Source organism: Streptomyces sp. NPDC050997 (assembly GCF_040660135.1).
GTDB lineage: Bacteria > Actinomycetota > Actinomycetes > Streptomycetales > Streptomycetaceae > Streptomyces.
This window is the reverse complement of sequence record NZ_JBFAGK010000002.1, coordinates 239,705-256,421: the sequence shown is the minus strand read 5'-3', so window position 1 is coordinate 256,421 and position 16,717 is coordinate 239,705. Positions and strand designations below refer to the sequence as shown.

Here is a 16,717-nt window from a genome sequence, read left to right as displayed (position 1 = left end):
GTGCACGTTGCGATACCGGTCCTGTATCGGGTGACGGGCTTGGCCAGGTCACACAGAGCCAGCCGGGTACGGTAGGCCCGGACGGCAGCCTCCGACCCGCACGAGCCGTGCGGGACGGGACCGACGGAGAGGGCTGGTAGGAAGCTATGGAAGAGCCGCGTCGCCTCGGCGGCCGGTACGAGCTGGGCCAGGTGCTCGGTCGTGGTGGCATGGCGGAGGTATATCTCGCCATGGACACGCGCCTCGGCCGCACCGTGGCGGTGAAGACGCTGCGTGCGGACCTCGCACGCGACCCGTCTTTCCAGGCCCGGTTCCGCCGGGAGGCCCAGTCGGCCGCCTCGCTCAACCATCCCGCGATCGTCGCGGTCTACGACACGGGCGAGGACTACATCGACGGGGTCTCGATCCCGTACATCGTCATGGAGTACGTCGATGGCTCCACCCTGCGTGAGCTACTCCACAGCGGCCGCAAGCTGCTGCCGGAGCGCACGCTGGAGATGACCATCGGCATCCTCCAGGCTCTGGAGTACTCCCACCGGGCCGGCATCGTCCACCGCGACATCAAGCCGGCCAACGTCATGCTCACGCGCAACGGCCAGGTCAAGGTGATGGACTTCGGCATCGCCCGCGCCATGGGCGACTCCGGCATGACGATGACGCAGACATCCGCGGTCATCGGCACCGCCCAGTACCTCTCCCCGGAGCAGGCCAAGGGCGAGCAGGTCGACGCGCGGTCCGACCTCTACTCCACGGGCTGTCTGCTCTACGAGCTCCTGACGGTCCGCCCGCCGTTCGTCGGCGACTCCCCGGTGGCGGTCGCGTACCAGCACGTCCGGGAAGAGCCCCAGGCTCCGTCCGTGTTCGACCCCGAGCTCACGCCCGAGATGGACGCCATCGTCCTGAAGGCGTTGGTCAAGGACCCGAACTATCGCTATCAGTCGGCCGACGAGATGCGCGTCGACATCGAGGCCTGCCTCGACGGCCAGCCGGTCGCGGCCACCGCAGCGCTGGGCTCCGTGGGCTACGGCGGCTACCCCGACGACCAGCCGACGACGGCTCTCCGCGCCGACGCGGGCGGCGGGGCGACGACCATGCTCCCCCCGATGAACCCGGACGACGGCGGCTACGGCTACGACGATCGCCCTGACCGGCGCCGCCAGAAGAAGTCGAGCACGTCGACGATTCTGCTGGTGGTGGCGGGAGTTCTGGTACTCGTCGGCGCGATCCTGATCGGGAAGTGGATCTTCGCGGGTGACGGGGTGGCCAACGACACCACCACCGTCCCCGACTTCGTGAGCCACACCAAGGTCGAGGCCGACGGGTTGGCGAAAAACGCCGAACTGAAGGTCGTGTACACGGAGAAGGCCTGCGAGGACCAGAGCAAGGGCAAGATCTGCGATCAGGACCCTGACTCGGGCAAGGACGTCAAGAAGCAGTCCACCGTCAACCTGGTGATCTCCACCGGGGCGCCGAAGGTGACCGTGCCAAGCGTGATCGGCCTGAGCCGCGACGACGCCGAGGCGAAGCTGGAGGGCACCGACTACCAGCTCAAGGTCAAAACGGAGACACGGGAGTCCACTGACGACCCGAACAAGGTCCTGGACCAGGATCCGATTTCCGGCAAGGAGGTGGAGAAGGGATCGACGATCACCCTCACCATCTCCAAGGCCGAGGAGAAGGCCACCGTGCCGGACGTCTTGGGCAGGTCCTGTGACGAGGCCAAGGCTCAGATGACGGCCAACAACCTGGTCGGCAACTGCACCGAGGTGGAGACCGAGGACCAGAACCAGGTCGGCAAGGTCATCGAGACCACGCCGCAGGCGAACTCGCAGGTCGACAAGAACTCCACGGTGGAGATGAAGGTCGGCAAGGCGGCCGAGAAGAAGACACAGGTTCCGAGTGTCGTCGGCCAGACGGTCGGGCAGGCCAAGCAGACCCTGCAGGCGGCCGGCTTCACCAACATTCAGTTCGCCGACGGAAGCAACCAGAGCGACACCGCGTTCGTGACCCAGCAGGATCCGCAGGGCAACTCCGAGATCAAGGGCGACCCGGCCGGCACCGCGATCACGCTGACGACCATCGGCGGCGACAACGGGAACGGCGGCAACAACGGCGGCGGCGGATTCATCGGCGGTACCTGAACGACGACCCGCACGGAGGGCTGACACCCCTTCCGCACGGCAGAGCCCCGGCACCCACCAGCGTGGGGACCGGGGCTCTGACGTTGGTCGAAGAAGCTCTGTCAGCCGCTCAGTTCCTTCGGCGGCGTCCGCTCGCTGTCCACCTTGTCCACCCGCTCCAGCTCGCCCCACACCACATACCGGTACCGGGACGTGAACACCGGCGTGCACGTCGTCAGGGTGATGTAGTGGCCCGCCTTCTTCTTGCCGGACTCCTTGGGGACCTTCGACAGGACCTTGACGTTGTACTTCGAGGTCTCGGGGAGGACCGCGTAGACCTTGTAGACGTACCACTTGGTCTTCGTCTCGAAGACGATCGAGTCGCCCTTCTTCATCTTGTCGATGTTGTGGAACTTCGCGCCGTGGCCGTCGCGGTGGGCGGCGAGCGAGAAGTTGCCGTTCTTGCCGGTGGTCGGGAGCGCGGACTTGACCGGGTCGGTGTAGTAGCCGGCGACACCGTCGTTCAGCACCTTCGACGAGGTGCCCTTCTCGACCAGGACCTCGCCGTTCTTCATCGCGGGCACGTGCAGGAAGCCGATGCCCTCCTTGGTGTCGAACGCACCGGGCCCGGTGTCCTTCTGGGCCGCCCAGTTGTCACGGACCTTGTCGCCCTGCTGGTCCGCCTTGCGGTCGGCGATGACGTTGGTCCACCACAGGGAGTAGACGACGAAGAGGCCGAGGACCAGGCCGGCCGTGATGAGGAGCTCGCCGAAGACACTGACCGCCGTGGCGATACGGCCGGGGCGGCGAGGTGCCTCGGGAGGCGCGGACGCGTCGGTGTGCTCTTCGTGCTCGGTGTCGTCGGTGGTCGCTGCCACGTTCATCTGCCCTTACTGGACGAGCGCATCCGGCTTGCCCTTGCTGCGCGGCCGTTCCTCGACCATCTTGCCCCAGACGATCAACCGGTACTTGCTGGTGAACTCCGGGGTGCACGTGGTGAGCGTGATGTACCGGCCGGGCCCGGTGAATCCGGAACCCTTGGGGACGGGGTCGATGACACTGGTGTTGCTCGGAGACGTCACCGGCAGGATCGACGCCATCTTGTAGACGTAGTACTTGTCCTGCGTCTCCACGACGATCGGATCGCCCGCCGTGAGCCTGTTGACGTAGCGGAACGGCTCACCGTGCGTGTTGCGGTGACCGGCGAGCGCGAAGTTGCCGGTCTTCGCGCCGGGCATCGCCGTCTTCAGCGCGCCCTCGCCGTAGTGGCCGACCATGCCCCGGTCGAGCACCTTCTTGTTGCTGACGCCCTCGGCGATCGGCACGACCACGTCGAGCTTGGGGATGTGCAGGATGGCGAAGCCCTGCCCCGGTGCGAAGGTGCCCGGGTTGCGCTTGCCGCTCGCCCAGTCGTCCTGGAGGCTGCTCGTCTCCTTGTCCGCCTGCGCGTGCGCCCGGACGTTCGTCCACCACAGCTGGTAGCTGACGAACAGCAGCATCAGCACACCGGTGGTGATGAACACCTCGCCGATCGCCCGGCTGGCGACGACACCGGGACTGGCCTTGCGCGCCCGCGCCTGCTTGCGGGCCTCCACCCGGGAGAGCGGCCTGCCCCCCTCCGACGTCGGCTCCGATTCAGACTCAGACTCAGATTCCGGCTCCAGCTCCGGCGATGGGCCGCCGTGACGCCCATGACGGCGCTTGGCGGCCTTTCTGCGGGCCGCACGGCCACCCGGGGTGGTTCCAGTGGCAGGTGATGCGGATGAGGCGCCAGGGGCGGACATGGGCTCGCCGCCGACCCGGCGCGTCGGCGGCTCGGGTATCCGCAGAGCCACGGTCTCGTCGTCCCGCGGCAGCACATTCCGCAGAGCCACCGTCTCGTCGTCGCGCGGCGGCACGTACGGAGCCGGGTCGGCGACGGGCTCGTAGGACACCGGGTCGGGGGGCGGCTCGTATGCCGCCGCGTCGACCGGGGTCTCGTACGGCGCCGAATCGTAGGACTCGTACGGCGTGCCGCCGTACGAGTCCTCGCGCTCGGGGCGCAGCGCGGTCACGCCGTGGCCCTGCCCACCACCGGGGCGAGCCCCACCGACCTCGCCACCGCGCCCTGGTCGCCGCACTCCACCAGCCAGTTGGCCAGCATGCGGTGGCCGTGCTCCGTCAGCACCGACTCGGGGTGGAACTGGACGCCCTCGACGGGCAGTTCGCGGTGGCGCAGGCCCATGATGATGCCGTCGTGCGTGCGGGCCGTGATCTCAAGCTCCGCCGGGACGGTCGCGGGCTCGGCGGCGAGGGAGTGGTAGCGGGTCGCCGTGAAGGGTGTGGGCAGGCCCGCGAAGACTCCTTGGCCCTCGTGCTCGACCAGCGAGGTCTTGCCGTGCAGCAGCTCGGGCGCGCGGTCCACCACACCGCCGTAGGCCACCTGCATCGACTGCATGCCGAGGCAGACGCCGAAGACAGGGACGCCGGTGGTGGCGCAGTGCCGCACCATCTCGACGCAGACGCCGGCCTCCTCAGGGGTGCCGGGGCCCGGCGAGAGCAGGACACCGTCGAAGCCGTCCTGGGCGTGCGTCGTGGACACCTCGTCATTGCGCAGCACCTCGCACTCGGCGCCGAGCTGGTACAGGTACTGGACCAGGTTGAAGACGAAGCTGTCGTAGTTGTCGACGACGAGAATCCGCGCAGTCACTGGTTGTCCACCGTCACATCGTTGAAGGGAAGCAGCGGTTCGGCCCACGGAAAGACGTACTGGAACAGCACGTAGACCACGGCCACGACCAGCAGGAGTGAGATCAACGCCCTCACCCATGCGTTACCCGGCAGATGCCGCCAGATCCAGCCGTACATGCCGTCCCTTCCGTCGCACCACGGCACCAGACTCACGCCGTACCGCACCAGACTAACGGCGTAGAGCCCGAGGTTTCCCGGCCTCCACGGGCTGTGTGGAGTCCAGATGCGCCCAGACGATCAGCCGATGGCTGTGCCCCCACTCCGGATCACAAGTGGTCAGCGTGAGGTAGCGGCCCGGACGCGTGTACCCCGACTTACGTGGCACAGGGTCGATCACCTCGATGTCCGAGGGCACGGTTTTGTAAGGGCCTTTGTCGATCCGATACGTGAACCAGGTCGATCCGTCCGTCAGCACCACCGCGTCACCGCGGCGCAGCTCGGGGAAGTCCTTGAAGGGGTCGCCGTACGTACGCCGATGGCCGGCCACCGCGAAGTTGCCCTTCTGCCCCAGCCGCGCGGTGTTCGCGTAGTGGCCGAGCCCCTTCTTCAGGGTGTTGGTGGCGGTGTTCTCCAGGACCGGCTTGTTCCACGTGAAACCAAGCCGCGGGATATACATGATCGCGAAGGGTTTCCCGCCTTTGTACGACGTAGGCGGCGCCGGGGGCTCGGAGGCGCCGGCCCCATCAGGTGCGCCGGGGGTGGCCGTCGTGTCGGGCGGGGGCGTCGTCGTGGGGCCCAGGGTGCCCTGCGACCACTGCTCCTGCAGCTGGTCGATCTGGTCGTCCATGACGTGGTCGGCCTTCACGCCGGTCCAGAACAGTACGTAGGCGACGAACAGCACAATCAGTGCACCGAGGGTGATACAGAGCTCGCTGAGGGTCCTGACGATCACCCGCACCGACACAGAGCCCCCCCCCGGCGGCTACTCCACAGGCTTGGCGTACTGCAGATCCACTGTGCCCGAGTAGCCGGGCAGAGTCACCCGTCCATCCTCTTCGACTTTCCATCCGAGCCCGTAGACGTTGACGTACACCATGTAGTTCTGGATCGCCGGTGACGCGGTGAGCGCCTTCTGCAGCTTCTCCGGGTCGCCGACCGCCGTGATCTTGTACGGCGGCGAGTAGACGCGGCCCTGGAGGATCAGCGTGTTGCCCACGCAGCGCACCGCGCTGGTGGAGATCAGCCGCTGGTCCATGACCTTGATGCCCTGGGCGCCGCCCTGCCACAGGGCGTTCACCACCGCCTGGAGGTCCTGCTGGTGGATGACCAGGTAGTCGGGCTGCGGTTCGGGATAGCCGGGGAGCTTGGCGGTGGCGTCCGGCGGGGCGTCGTTGAGGGTGACCGAGATCGCCTTGCCCGTGAGTTTCTGGGTGCCCGCGTTCTTCTCCAGGGCGGCCAGCTTGTCGTCCTCGGCCTTGGTGCTGCCGTCGTCCCGCTCGGCGAGTGACTCGATGTCGTTGCGCAGGGCCGCGTTGGACTCGTCGAGCTCGCCGTTCTTGCCGCTGCGCTCATGGATGAGGTCCGAGAGCTTCAGCAAGGACGTGTCCGTCCGGATATTGGTGCCCTTGGCCGTGTTGAAACTGGTGAAGAAAATGAGCCCAGCGAGAGCGAAGACACCCGCCGTGAGCGCCCGCACCGGCCGGAAACCTCGTCGGCGCCCAGGACTGGATCCCGTCCCGGGGAAGTCGGCAGAATTGCTCAACGTACCCTTATCTCCTTCGGCACCGCGGAAGCACTACGCTAACGGACGCCCGGGGGAGCACTCAGTGTCCCCTTGTACGCTGCCTCGGAGCCAGCCCGTTCCCTGCGCGGCCACGCAGCGCATCGACAGGAGAGACCCTCGTGCCGAAGTCACGTATCCGCAAGAAGGCCGACTACACGCCGCCGCCGGCGAAGCAGGCGACCGCGATCAAGCTGACCAACCGGGCCTGGGTGGCGCCGGTGATGCTGGCCATGTTCCTCATCGGTCTGGCCTGGATCGTCGTCTTCTATGTGACCGACGGTTCGCTGCCCATCGACCAGCTGGGCAACTGGAACATCGTGGTGGGCTTCGGGTTCATCGCCGCCGGATTCGGCGTCTCGACCCAGTGGAAGTAGCGGCCACGGGCAGGTGAACGTACCTCTGCCCAGGGCTATCCACTGAGTTATCCACAGTCGCTATCCACACGGTGGGGAAAAGAAAGACGATCTGTGGATAACTCATCGAGTGTTGACGCCGGTGTGACTGACTGACCGGCAATCGAAAACCCGTTCGCCCCCTGCCTGACCTGCAGAAACACTGGTCAGTGACAGGGGGCACACGTGTTCTTGCACGGTATGCACAAGATCCGCCACTCGCTGTGGACAACCGGCCGCTCACCTGCTTGAAACGTCGGCTCAGGTGAGCTGAGCCGACCTCAGCACCGTCATGATCACAATCACGGCGAGGACCAGTGCGCAGGTGCCGTACTGGACCAGTGCCCGGCGTTCGCGCGGGGTGTTGATCATGGCGTAGCCCGTGATGACACCGGCGACGAGGCCACCGATGTGGGCCTGCCAGGAGATGTTGAAGCCAGGGCTGAAGGTGAAGATCAGGTTGATCACCAGCAGGGCGATGATCGGCCGCATGTCGTAGTTGCGCCGCCGCACGAGGACGGCGGTGGCACCGAAGAGGCCGAAGATGGCGCCGGAGGCACCGAGCGTGGCCGTGTTGGGGGACGCGAGCAGATAGGCGAGGGCACTGCCCGCGAGGCCCGAGATGAAGTAGACCGCGAGATAGCGAGACCGGCCGAGGGCCGCTTCCAGCGGACCGCCGAGCCACCAGAGACTGAGCATGTTGAACCCGATGTGCCAGTACTCCTGGTGCGTGAACATCGAGGTCACCAGTCGGTACCACTCGCCGTCGGCGACGCCCATGGTCGGGGCGTACGGCGCCGGAGGCCACGCGCCGACGAGCACCAGGTCGTTCAGCAGCGACGGGGAGATCTGGACGGCGATGAACACGGCGAGGTTGATACCGATGAGGATCTTGGTGAACAGGCGGGGGTCGGCCGCGATGGTGCCACCGGCGAGGGTGCGGGGCTGGGAGGCGGTCGGGGCATGTCCTGTGCCGGAGCCGCTGCGGACACAGTCGGGGCACTGAAAGCCCACGGAGGCGCTGACCATGCACTCCGGGCAGATTGGGCGCTCGCAGCGAGTGCAGCGGATACCGGTCTCACGGTTCGGGTGCCGGTAGCAGCCGGGCACGCTCTGCGCACCCTGCGAACTGCTTGCCGCCTGGTCCATGACATCCCCTAAGTCGTCGTCCGCACATGCACCGCCCCGCCCATCCTTACGGATGAACGGGGCGATTGGTTCCCTTTCGCGCAGGCCGGAGAGGTAGTCGGCCCTGGGCGGGTTCCCGTGGTCTCAGCCCTAGCGGGTCTCGACGACGACCGACTCGATGACGACGTCCTTGACCGGGCGGTCGTTGGGACGGGTCGTCGCGACGGCGGCGATGGCGTCAACGACTTTCTGGCCGGCCGGGTCGGTGATCTCACCGAAGATGGTGTGCTTGCGGTTCAGCCAGGCCGTCGGGGAGACGGTGATGAAGAACTGCGAGCCGTTGGTGCCCGGGCCGGCGTTGGCCATGGCCAGCAGGTACGACTTGTTGAAGGAGAGGTCCGGGTGGAACTCGTCCTCGAACTCGTAGCCCGGGCCGCCGATGCCGGTGCCCAGGGGGTCACCACCCTGGATCATGAAGCCACTGATGACGCGGTGGAAGATCGTGCCGTCGTAGAGCTTCGCGGTGGACTTCTCTCCGGTGGCCGGGTGAGTCCACTCGCGCTCGCCCTGCGCGAGCTCGACGAAGTTCCGGACCGTCTTCGGGGCGTGGTTCGGCAGAAGCCGGACCTCGATGTCGCCGTGGTTCGTCTTCAGGGTGGCGTAGAGCTGCTCGGCCACGATGTGCCTTCCGTTGTCTTACTATGCCCCACCGATCCTTGCATGGTTCGCGTCGCGCGTCGCCCGGCACCCGCCCGTACGCCCGGCTTCGGCGATTTCGCTTCCAGAAATCCGGTCGAGTGGCTCCGGGCCGGGGGCGCGGCGCGGCGATCCGTGGCATTGTCGACGACAAGCTCGTGTTGCCCTGTATTCATCCGCTATTGCACGCGATCAGATCTTGAGCAGCTCTTGATCGGAGATGGCCGGGAGTCAGCGTTCATGACCCGGATGCCCTCCCTCACATGCCCAGGCTCGTCCGGACATGCATGATCCGTAAAAGGGTGGAAAGTCGAATTACCGTACGCCACCGAGGAGGAGGAACCCGTGACCCGCATCGACAGCGTGCGCGCCGCGACCGGCTCGGCGAAGGACAGCGTGCTGCACGCCGCGGAAGTGGTGGCGCCCTACGCCGACACAGCCATGGACAGGACCGCGCACTACGCACACGAGGCACGCGTACGGCTCGCGCCGAAGATGACGCAGGCCGCCGAACAGGCTCGTGTCCAGTACGACGCCCATCTCGCGCCGCGTCTGGACCTGGCCCGCTCGCAGGCTCTCGCCCATGTCCCGCCGAAGGTCGACCAGGCCGCCCACGAGGCTGCTGCACGCACTCGCAAAGCCGCCAAGCAGGCCGCCGACTACTCCCGACCGAGGATCGGGCAGGCGGTGGCCGCGGCCGGGCCCGTTCGGGACGAGGCGGCCGCCCGCAGCACCGCCGCGCTGGCCGCCCTGCGCGGTCAGGTATCGCCCAAGCAGATTCAGAAGCTGGTTCGCAAGCAGGAGCGACGTGCGCGGGCAGGTCGGCTCGCCAAGGCGCTGGCTGTTGCCGGCCTCGTCGCGGGCGGCGCCTTCGCCGCCTGGAAGTGGTGGGACAAGCAGGCCAACCCTGACTGGTTGGTCGAGCCGCCCGCCGCGACGGAGGTCCCTGAAACGACCCGGCTGACCTCGGTGGACGGCAGCGGCCAGTCCGTGCTCGACCCCGAGGTGCAGGCCAAGCAGGCCGAGGAGGAGGCCGCACACCGCGACGAAGGGCACTGACGATTCACCGACGCCCGTGTTGTGGGGCAGGAGACCTTGACGTCTCCTGCCCCACGGCTGTTGCGGGCTGTTTCTGGCTGTTGCGGTGACGGACGGTTTCACGTGAAACACGAGACATTCGCCGGCCGAGAAAATCCGACCCACCGTTAAGGCTCCTACATACCTTGCCGACCTCGCCGCGGCGTCGACCAGGGGCAACGGAGGAACCCTCCGAGAGGGATCGGTCCTTCCGGTCCGGGAACCGCCGCCGGGCGACGGTGGTGGTGACGACGAGGCCGGAACAGCAGGGTGCCCGGGACGGTGGACCGTCCCGGGCACCCTTCGTGATCGGCTGGCCCGGCCGGCGAGTGGCGATCCGCGTGGCCAGGTCAGCGCGACTGCCGACGGGCCGACCGTACGGGCGATCAGCGGATCTCCGCCGGAGCCGTCGGGTACGACCCGTCGAGGGGACCGGCTCCATCGGATAGTCACTGGCTGGGCTTTGGCGTCACTAATCCTGGCACCTGCTGTCGGGAGCAGGGAGTAGTGGGATGGCCGGTGCGGCATCGATTCGCCGCGGAGAGCAACAGGTTCGGCCGTGAGGCCAGTGGACATGGAGCGGATGAACACCGGGCTCGCAATCAAGATGATCCGGCTGGCCGACACGGAGCCGGCCATCCGTACGGCCTGGCTGATGGCGTGCGACCAGGTGGAGAGTGAGATGGCCGAGATCATCGCGCAACGACTCGGCCTTCCGCCGAGGACATCGGCGCCGCCAGCGACGACAACACGCCGTTTCAGGGTCCAGTCGGTCGGCTTGAGGTCCAGGGACAGCCGGTCGGAGTCCAGCCGGGAGACCTGCTCGTCGAACATGACCGCGGTACCGTCCTTGGCCACGTCGTAGAGCAGGACATCGGCGTGTAGTTCGGTTGTCGAGCCACTCAGCCGTCCGGGACCGCGCTTCTTGGTGGGCATCTCCACCACCACGTCGGCCCAGCCCGACAACGCGGTACCGGGAAGCGAGCCGTACTCGGGGACCGGACGGCCGCCGGTTGCGAAGTACCCGGATGTACCCCGGTCGGTGAAGGAAATGGTCCTCGCCGCGGACCGGAGAGCCGCGTGGCCCGTCCAGTGGCGCGAGGGCTCCCGGCCCGGCACGGGCAACTCCGGCAGCAATCGGACGCACTCCCGGTTCGTGGCCTTGCGGTGGGTCATCCAGTACGGGCAGGTATGGCGTGCGTGGCCGGCTGCTTCATGCGGTGACCTTGGCGATGAACGCGGCGAGGTTCACGACGGTCCGCTGGATCTTCTCATCCAAGGTGAGCGACTCGGGAAGCCGCGCACCGACGCCCGCATCCTTCTTGCCCCGCACGTACAGCGGGCAGGCGAGGTCGCCGCATATGTAGACGCCCACGGAGTTGCCCTGCTGCCCGGCCTTGCCCGCCTTAGCGGCGACCATCAGTGAGACGCCCCCGGTGTGGGTGGTCATGCACATCGAGCACATGCTGCGCCGCATCTGCGACGAAGTGGCACTGGGGCAGCGCAACGCGAGCGCCACCGGGCGGCCGTCCAGCTCGGTGGCGAGGTAGGCCCGGCCGGGCGCCTGGGGGTCCCGCCAGCCGAGGAAGTCCAGGTTGCCCCAGGGCCGCTCAGCCAGGTCGCGGGGGACGGACAGGCGCTTCGCCTCACCCTTGGTGCAGTTCACGAACGCGGCACGGATCTCTTGCTCAGTCAGCGGCTTCATGAGTGATATGCTATTTTACCTATAAGTATTAGGCAAATACTTAATGGTTATCGCTGAACAGAAGGAAGACTATGGTTCGAGTAGGACTGACCACGGAGCGTCTGACCCGGGCGGGTGCGGAACTGGCCGACGAGGTCGGCTTCGACCAGGTGACCGTCTCGGAGCTCGCCCGGCGGTTCGACGTCAAGGTCGCGAGTCTGTACTCGCACGTGAAGAACTCCCAGGACCTCAAGACGAGGATCGCCCTCTTCGCGCTGGAAGAACTCGCCGACCGGGTCGCAGCCGCCCTGGCTGGACGGGCCGGCAAGGACGCGCTGGCCGCCTTCGCGGACGCCTACCGCGACTACGCCCGGGAGCATCCTGGTCGCTACGACGCCGCCCGTCTCAGGCTTGACCCCGAGACGGCCGCCGCCAGTGCCGGGGTGCGGCACGCACAGATGACGCGGGCGATCCTGCGCGGCTACGACCTGACAGAGCCGGGCCAGACGCACGCGGTCCGGCTGCTGGGCAGCGTCTTCCACGGCTACGTGAGCCTGGAGATGGCCGGAGGCTTCAGCCACACCGCCGTCGACTCGCAGGAATCCTGGGCGTGGATCTTGGATTCCCTCGACGCTCTGTTGCGAAATCGGACCACACCCTGACCAGCAGGGGCCGCGCCGCCGGAGTGCACCGGCACACCTGAACAATCCGGAAATCTTGATCAACAGGCTGAGGCAATGACCACTGAGCACAACTGGATCACCACACCTGTCACCGCGGACATCCTGCGCGGTTTCCTCGACGTGGAACCGACCGCACACGGCCTGCTGCCGCATCGACTGCCCGCTCGGGCTCGTCGGCAGATCCCTGACACCCAACTGGCCGTGGCCGAGGCCCAGCCCTCCGGCGTGCGGTTGGCCTTCCGCACCCGGGCCACCACCATCGAACTGGACACGCTGCCCACCAAGCGGATCTACCAAGGTTTCCCGGCCCCTGCGGACGGCATATACGACCTGCTGGTTGATGGCCGACTCGCTGCCCAGGCCACAGTGGCCGGCGGTAACGTCCGCACGATTGTCGACATGGTCACCCAGTCCGCCGAACTGCGTGAGGGGCCTGCCGGCACCGCCCGGTTCACCGATCTGCCGGCACGTGACAAGGACATCGAGATCTGGCTTCCGCATACGGAGATCACCGAGCTGATCGCCCTGCGCACCGACGCCCCCATCGAGCGAGCACCGGACAACGGGCGCAGGGTGTGGCTGCACCACGGCAGTTCCATCAGCCACGGCTCGAACGCCGCCCACCCGACCGCCATCTGGCCGGCCCTGGCCGCGGCCCAGGGCGGAGTGGAGCTGGTCAACCTGGGGTTCGGCGGCAGCGCGCTCCTCGACCCGTTCACCGCCCGTGCGATGCGGGACACCCCCGCGGACCTGATCAGCGTCAAGATCGGCATCAATATCGTCAACACCGACGCGATGCGTCTGCGCGCCTTCACCCCAGCCGTCCACGGATTCCTCGACACCATCCGCGAGGGGCATCCGACCACGCCGCTGCTGGTCGTGTCCCCCATCCTGTGCCCGGTCCAGGAGGACACCCCCGGCCCCCTGGCACCCGACTTCGACGGCGGGACCTTGCGGTTCAAGGCCACGGGCGATCCGGCCGAACGCGCCGCCGGGCGCCTGACGCTCAACGTCATCCGCGACGAACTCACCCAGATCGTCGAACAGCGGGCGACCGATGACCCGAACCTGCACTACCTCGACGGCCGTGACCTCTACGGCGAGCAGGACTACGCCGAACTGCCACTGCCCGACGAGATCCACCCCGATCCCGCCGGACACCGCCGCATCGGCGAGAACTTCGCGCGGCTCGCATTCAGCGACGGCGGCACCTTCGCCACCAAGACCGGCTGACCAATTACTGAGCGCTGCGCGACTTGCGAGCGAGCACGGCATGGCGGAACTCAGCCAGAGGGTGATCGACACCGTCGGCGGCGTGGATCCGCTGGTCAATAACGGGGGCACGACGACCGGGGCGACGCTGACACTGGACCGCTCCGACGAGTCGTGGCGCTCCGAACTCGCGAGGAATCGCCCGCCTCGCTACGCAGGCAGTCCTACGGCGGCCCGACGTTCGGCGACTTCCTCATCCTGACCCTCTACCGCTCGGCCCGGCCCACCTTCCACGCCGACTGCGGCACGGAGTTCGACCGCCCCGCCGCGGCATCGGAGCTCGTCCTGATCCCGACCGGCGGCGACCCCATAGGGAATCCCGCGCTGGACCGGAAGCTGGCCGAGCGACTCGGAGCGCAGTCGCCGGAGCTGGAAGGATCCCCGAAGGCCGGACAGCAGCCAGCTCAGCCGTGCCTTGTCGGTGCGGGCCCGCACGGCCCCGATGACGGTGAGCGCACAGATCACCACTTCCATGCCACGCGAGCGCCCCACCACGACCAGGGCCACCACGGTCAGCACAATCGCGCTGCCATGCCAGCACGGGAAACTGGGACAAAAACACCCCCCTGATCGCGTTCCCGCAGTTCAGAGGGGTGTACCTATGTGGAGCCTAGGGGAGTCGAACCCCTGACATCTGCCATGCAAAGACAGCGCTCTACCAACTGAGCTAAGGCCCCGAAGATGAACGACCGCCGGAACAACCACGTACCGGTGGGCGCCGCAGACCAGAGTACCGGGTCACCCCCGTGATTCCGCAAAAGGATTGGGGTCCCGGCGGACAACCACTCTCCGTAAGATGCTCCGCGTGGTTCGCTACCGCGAACCACGGTTTTTGGGGAAGCGATGGGGAGACGCAATGGACGCCGCACAGCAGGAAGCGACCGCGAGAGCGCGGGAACTGCAGCGGAACTGGTACGGGGAGCCGCTGGGGGCGCTCTTCCGTAAGCTCATCGACGATCTTGGTCTCAACCAGGCTCGTCTCGCGGGGGTACTGGGACTGTCCGCACCGATGCTGTCGCAGCTGATGAGCGGTCAGCGGGCGAAGATCGGCAATCCCGCGGTGGTCCAGCGGGTGCAGCTGCTGCAGGACTTGGCGGGGCAGGTCGCGGACGGCAGCGTCAGCGCGGCCGAGGCGACCGAGCGCATGGAAGAGATCAAGAAGTCGCAGGGGGGTTCGGTGCTCAACAACACCACACAGACGACGAGCAGTTCGGGGGCGCCCACGGTCAAGCGGGTCGTCCGCGAGATCCAGTCGCTGCTGCGCTCGGTCGCGGCCGCGGGAGACATCATCGAGGCGGCTGACACCCTCGCCCCGACCCACCCGGAACTGGCAGAGTTCCTCCGGGTGTACGGCGCCGGCCGCACCTCCGACGCCGTCACGCACTACCAGTCCCACCAGAGCTGAACCCGCGGCCCAGTCGCCGAAGGGGGTTCGGCGACCGGGCCGACGGCCGAGGAGGCACGAGGGGGTCGTGCCCGTCGTCGGGGGAGACACGTGGGGGCGTGTCACTCACCGACGACGGCATGGAGGGGTCGTATCGCTCATCGAGGGGGAAGCAAGGGGAGGTAGGGGAACCAAGGGGGAGGAGCGACGCACGGCCATGGGTGAGGTCTTCGCCGGACGGTACGAACTGGTCGATCCGATCGGACGCGGAGGGGTCGGCGCGGTCTGGCGCGCCTGGGACCACCGCCGCCGACGTTATGTGGCCGCCAAGGTCCTGCAACAGCGGGACGCGCACGCCCTGTTGCGCTTCGTCCGCGAACAGGCGCTCAGGATCGACCACCCTCATGTGCTCGCGCCCGCCAGCTGGGCCGCCGACGACGACCAGGTCCTGTTCACCATGGACCTGGTCGCCGGCGGATCCCTGGTCCACCTCGTCGGCGACTACGGCCCGCTGCCTGCTTCCTTCGTCTGCACCCTGCTCGACCAGCTTCTGGCCGGACTTGCCGCGGTGCACGCGGAAGGCGTGGTCCACCGCGACATCAAGCCCGCGAACATCCTGCTCGAAGCCACCGGCACGAGCCGGCCCCGGCTGCGCCTGTCCGACTTCGGCATCGCCATGCGCCTGGGTGAAGCCCGCCTGACGGAGACCAACCTCGTGGTCGGGACGCCCGGTTACATCGCACCCGAGCAAATGCTGGGCGCGGACCCGGACTTCCCCGCGGACCTGTTCGCGGTCGGACTGGTCGCGCTGTATCTCCTGGAGGGCGCCAAGCCGGACGCCAAGGCCCTCGTGGAGTACTTCGCGGCCCATGGCACCCCGAGCGCGCCCAAGGGCGTCCCCGAGCCTCTCTGGCAGGTTGTCGCCTCGATGCTGCAACCGGATCCCCAGGCCCGCTTCCGCACGGCCACGGGGGCCCGCAAGGCGCTCGCGTCCGCAATGGAGCTCCTGCCGGAGCCTGGCCCCGACGACGAACAGATCGAGATATTCGATCAACTCGGCTCTCTGCCACCGGGGTTCGCCCCTGAAGGTCCCCTCAAACAGGCACCGGGTGTGGACACGGGGAGCACAGGTTCGAGGGCCGCCCGCCCCGGCACCGGCACCGGCTCGTCGTCCGCCTCGAGCGCGGGCGTCGTATCTCCTGACCCTCGACGGGACGGCCCGCTCCCGGGGCCGGACGGCGCGGTGTCTCGGTCCATGCCCGCTCCCGCCCGTCCCACCGCCGCCCCGGAGTCGGCCGCCCCGTCTCAGCCGATCACCATGTCGGACACCGGCAGCTTCCATCTGCCCCCGCCTCAACCGACCACGTCGTCCTCCCGAACGGCCAGCCCACCCGCCCCACAACCGCATCCCGCGCCCCCTCAGCCCCACGCTCATCCGCAGGCACAGGCACAGGCACACCAGGCTTTCCCGGATCAGTCCGCCGATGTCTCCCCCCACGACCCCGCTCACCTTGTCTCCTCCCCCCGACCGCCTGCTCCGCGATACCCCGCCCACTCTCCGACAACGGCGCTGCACCAGCGCGTTGATGCCTCTACTGCTTCGTACACCGCTCAGGCCCCGCAGGTTCCACCTTCTGCTCGGGAAACCGCGCCAACCGCGCAACCGCGTCACCGAGCGGCCCGCCGCCGCTCCGGCCCGCCTGCCAAGGTGGCGATCCCGCTCCTACTGCTCGCGCTGGTCTGCTACGCCGTGGGTTTCTGGGCCCTCACCCGCATCTGACCCCCGTGCCCCGTGCCCTGGCCGCCCACGAAACTCCGGCCCCAGGAG

General features: G+C 67.7%; 17 protein-coding genes, 1 tRNA gene and 1 pseudogene. 8 read left to right on the top strand and 11 right to left on the bottom strand.

Annotated elements, in window-relative coordinates; all coding sequences use genetic code 11:
- The first annotated feature begins 146 nt into the window (after window positions 1-146).
- On the top strand, window positions 147-2,141 hold the full coding sequence (gene pknB / locus AB0H86_RS04260; RefSeq protein WP_362432749.1) for a Stk1 family PASTA domain-containing Ser/Thr kinase: 1,995 nt from the start codon (window positions 147-149) through the stop codon (window positions 2,139-2,141).
- Window positions 2,142-2,242: 101 nt separating this feature from the next.
- Here pknB and AB0H86_RS04255 read toward each other — a convergent pair whose 3' ends face one another.
- Genes AB0H86_RS04255 through AB0H86_RS04230 form a run of 6 tightly spaced genes read right to left on the bottom strand, consistent with a single transcriptional unit; the run spans window position 2,243 to window position 6,552 of the window.
- Window positions 2,243-2,998, bottom strand: a complete 756-nt coding sequence (locus AB0H86_RS04255) for a class E sortase (protein WP_362432746.1) — start codon at window positions 2,996-2,998, stop codon at window positions 2,243-2,245.
- A 12-nt stretch (window positions 2,999-3,010) separates the two neighbouring features.
- On the bottom strand, window positions 3,011-4,174 hold the full coding sequence (locus tag AB0H86_RS04250) for a class E sortase (protein ID WP_362432743.1): 1,164 nt from the start codon (window positions 4,172-4,174) through the stop codon (window positions 3,011-3,013).
- Window positions 4,171-4,809, bottom strand: coding sequence for an aminodeoxychorismate/anthranilate synthase component II (locus AB0H86_RS04245; protein WP_362432740.1), 639 nt, complete (start codon window positions 4,807-4,809; stop codon window positions 4,171-4,173). The genes AB0H86_RS04250 and AB0H86_RS04245 overlap by 4 nt, the downstream gene beginning before the upstream one ends.
- Complete coding sequence (locus AB0H86_RS04240; protein WP_362432738.1) at window positions 4,806-5,003, bottom strand: hypothetical protein; 198 nt, start codon at window positions 5,001-5,003, stop codon at window positions 4,806-4,808. Before AB0H86_RS04240 ends, AB0H86_RS04245 begins: the two co-directional genes overlap by 4 nt.
- A gap of 16 nt (window positions 5,004-5,019) precedes the next feature.
- Entirely contained in the window at window positions 5,020-5,748 is a 729-nt protein-coding gene (locus tag AB0H86_RS04235) for a class E sortase (RefSeq protein ID WP_362433660.1), read from the bottom strand.
- Between the two features lie 24 nt (window positions 5,749-5,772).
- Window positions 5,773-6,552, bottom strand: coding sequence for a DUF881 domain-containing protein (locus AB0H86_RS04230; RefSeq protein WP_362432735.1), 780 nt, complete (start codon window positions 6,550-6,552; stop codon window positions 5,773-5,775).
- 140 nt (window positions 6,553-6,692) lie between these two features.
- On the opposite strand from AB0H86_RS04230, the gene crgA reads away from it, so the two are divergent.
- Window positions 6,693-6,947 (top strand): cell division protein CrgA, encoded by a 255-nt coding sequence (gene crgA / locus AB0H86_RS04225; protein ID WP_030665812.1) that lies wholly within the window; start codon window positions 6,693-6,695, stop codon window positions 6,945-6,947.
- Between the two features lie 279 nt (window positions 6,948-7,226).
- On the opposite strand, the gene AB0H86_RS04220 is transcribed toward crgA, so the two are convergent.
- Together AB0H86_RS04220 and AB0H86_RS04215 are read right to left on the bottom strand one after the other, a co-directional pair.
- Window positions 7,227-8,114, bottom strand: coding sequence for a rhomboid family intramembrane serine protease (locus AB0H86_RS04220; protein WP_362432732.1), 888 nt, complete (start codon window positions 8,112-8,114; stop codon window positions 7,227-7,229).
- A gap of 129 nt (window positions 8,115-8,243) precedes the next feature.
- Window positions 8,244-8,771: a peptidylprolyl isomerase gene (locus tag AB0H86_RS04215; protein ID WP_362432729.1), complete on the bottom strand. Its 528-nt coding sequence runs from the start codon at window positions 8,769-8,771 to the stop codon at window positions 8,244-8,246.
- Window positions 8,772-9,134: 363 nt separating this feature from the next.
- Between AB0H86_RS04215 and AB0H86_RS04210 the strand changes: the two genes are divergently transcribed.
- Together AB0H86_RS04210 and AB0H86_RS04205 are read left to right on the top strand one after the other, a co-directional pair.
- On the top strand, window positions 9,135-9,848 hold the full coding sequence (locus tag AB0H86_RS04210) for a DUF5324 family protein (protein WP_362432727.1): 714 nt from the start codon (window positions 9,135-9,137) through the stop codon (window positions 9,846-9,848).
- A 946-nt stretch (window positions 9,849-10,794) separates the two neighbouring features.
- A pseudogene (locus AB0H86_RS04205) lies at window positions 10,795-10,920 on the top strand (IS701 family transposase); the annotation flags it as partial.
- A 159-nt stretch (window positions 10,921-11,079) separates the two neighbouring features.
- Here AB0H86_RS04205 and AB0H86_RS04200 read toward each other — a convergent pair.
- Complete coding sequence (locus tag AB0H86_RS04200; RefSeq protein WP_362432725.1) at window positions 11,080-11,571, bottom strand: FBP domain-containing protein; 492 nt, start codon at window positions 11,569-11,571, stop codon at window positions 11,080-11,082.
- A 71-nt stretch (window positions 11,572-11,642) separates the two neighbouring features.
- Between AB0H86_RS04200 and AB0H86_RS04195 the strand changes: the two genes are divergently transcribed.
- Entirely contained in the window at window positions 11,643-12,212 is a 570-nt protein-coding gene (locus AB0H86_RS04195; RefSeq protein ID WP_362432723.1) for a WHG domain-containing protein, read from the top strand.
- Between the two features lie 75 nt (window positions 12,213-12,287).
- Complete coding sequence (locus AB0H86_RS04190; RefSeq protein WP_362432720.1) at window positions 12,288-13,466, top strand: GDSL-type esterase/lipase family protein; 1,179 nt, start codon at window positions 12,288-12,290, stop codon at window positions 13,464-13,466.
- A 189-nt stretch (window positions 13,467-13,655) separates the two neighbouring features.
- Here the strand turns inward: AB0H86_RS04190 and AB0H86_RS04185 are convergent, their stop codons facing one another.
- Window positions 13,656-13,979: a hypothetical protein gene (locus tag AB0H86_RS04185; protein WP_362433658.1), complete on the bottom strand. Its 324-nt coding sequence runs from the start codon at window positions 13,977-13,979 to the stop codon at window positions 13,656-13,658.
- 130 nt (window positions 13,980-14,109) lie between these two features.
- Window positions 14,110-14,182: transfer RNA gene (locus AB0H86_RS04180), tRNA-Ala, on the bottom strand.
- A 179-nt stretch (window positions 14,183-14,361) separates the two neighbouring features.
- Between AB0H86_RS04180 and AB0H86_RS04175 the strand changes: the two genes are divergently transcribed.
- Both AB0H86_RS04175 and AB0H86_RS04170 read left to right on the top strand, forming a co-directional pair.
- Complete coding sequence (locus AB0H86_RS04175) at window positions 14,362-14,910, top strand: DNA-binding protein (RefSeq protein ID WP_362432718.1); 549 nt, start codon at window positions 14,362-14,364, stop codon at window positions 14,908-14,910.
- Between the two features lie 196 nt (window positions 14,911-15,106).
- Entirely contained in the window at window positions 15,107-16,669 is a 1,563-nt protein-coding gene (locus AB0H86_RS04170; RefSeq protein ID WP_362432716.1) for a serine/threonine-protein kinase, read from the top strand.
- Window positions 16,670-16,717 lie beyond the last annotated feature (48 nt).

Bases quoted from the DNA above. Each gene is read 5' to 3' on its own strand.
- pknB (WP_362432749.1), top strand. From the start codon at position 147: ATGGAAGAGCCGCGTCGCCTCGGCGGCCGGTACGAGCTGGGCCAGGTG.
- AB0H86_RS04220 (WP_362432732.1), bottom strand. From the start codon at position 8,114: ATGGACCAGGCGGCAAGCAGTTCGCAGGGTGCGCAGAGCGTGCCCGGC.
- AB0H86_RS04200 (WP_362432725.1), bottom strand. From the start codon at position 11,571: ATGAAGCCGCTGACTGAGCAAGAGATCCGTGCCGCGTTCGTGAACTGC.
- AB0H86_RS04195 (WP_362432723.1), top strand. From the start codon at position 11,643: ATGGTTCGAGTAGGACTGACCACGGAGCGTCTGACCCGGGCGGGTGCG.
- AB0H86_RS04190 (WP_362432720.1), top strand. From the start codon at position 12,288: ATGACCACTGAGCACAACTGGATCACCACACCTGTCACCGCGGACATC.
- AB0H86_RS04185 (WP_362433658.1), bottom strand. From the start codon at position 13,979: ATGGAAGTGGTGATCTGTGCGCTCACCGTCATCGGGGCCGTGCGGGCC.
- AB0H86_RS04175 (WP_362432718.1), top strand. From the start codon at position 14,362: ATGGACGCCGCACAGCAGGAAGCGACCGCGAGAGCGCGGGAACTGCAG.
- AB0H86_RS04170 (WP_362432716.1), top strand. From the start codon at position 15,107: ATGGGTGAGGTCTTCGCCGGACGGTACGAACTGGTCGATCCGATCGGA.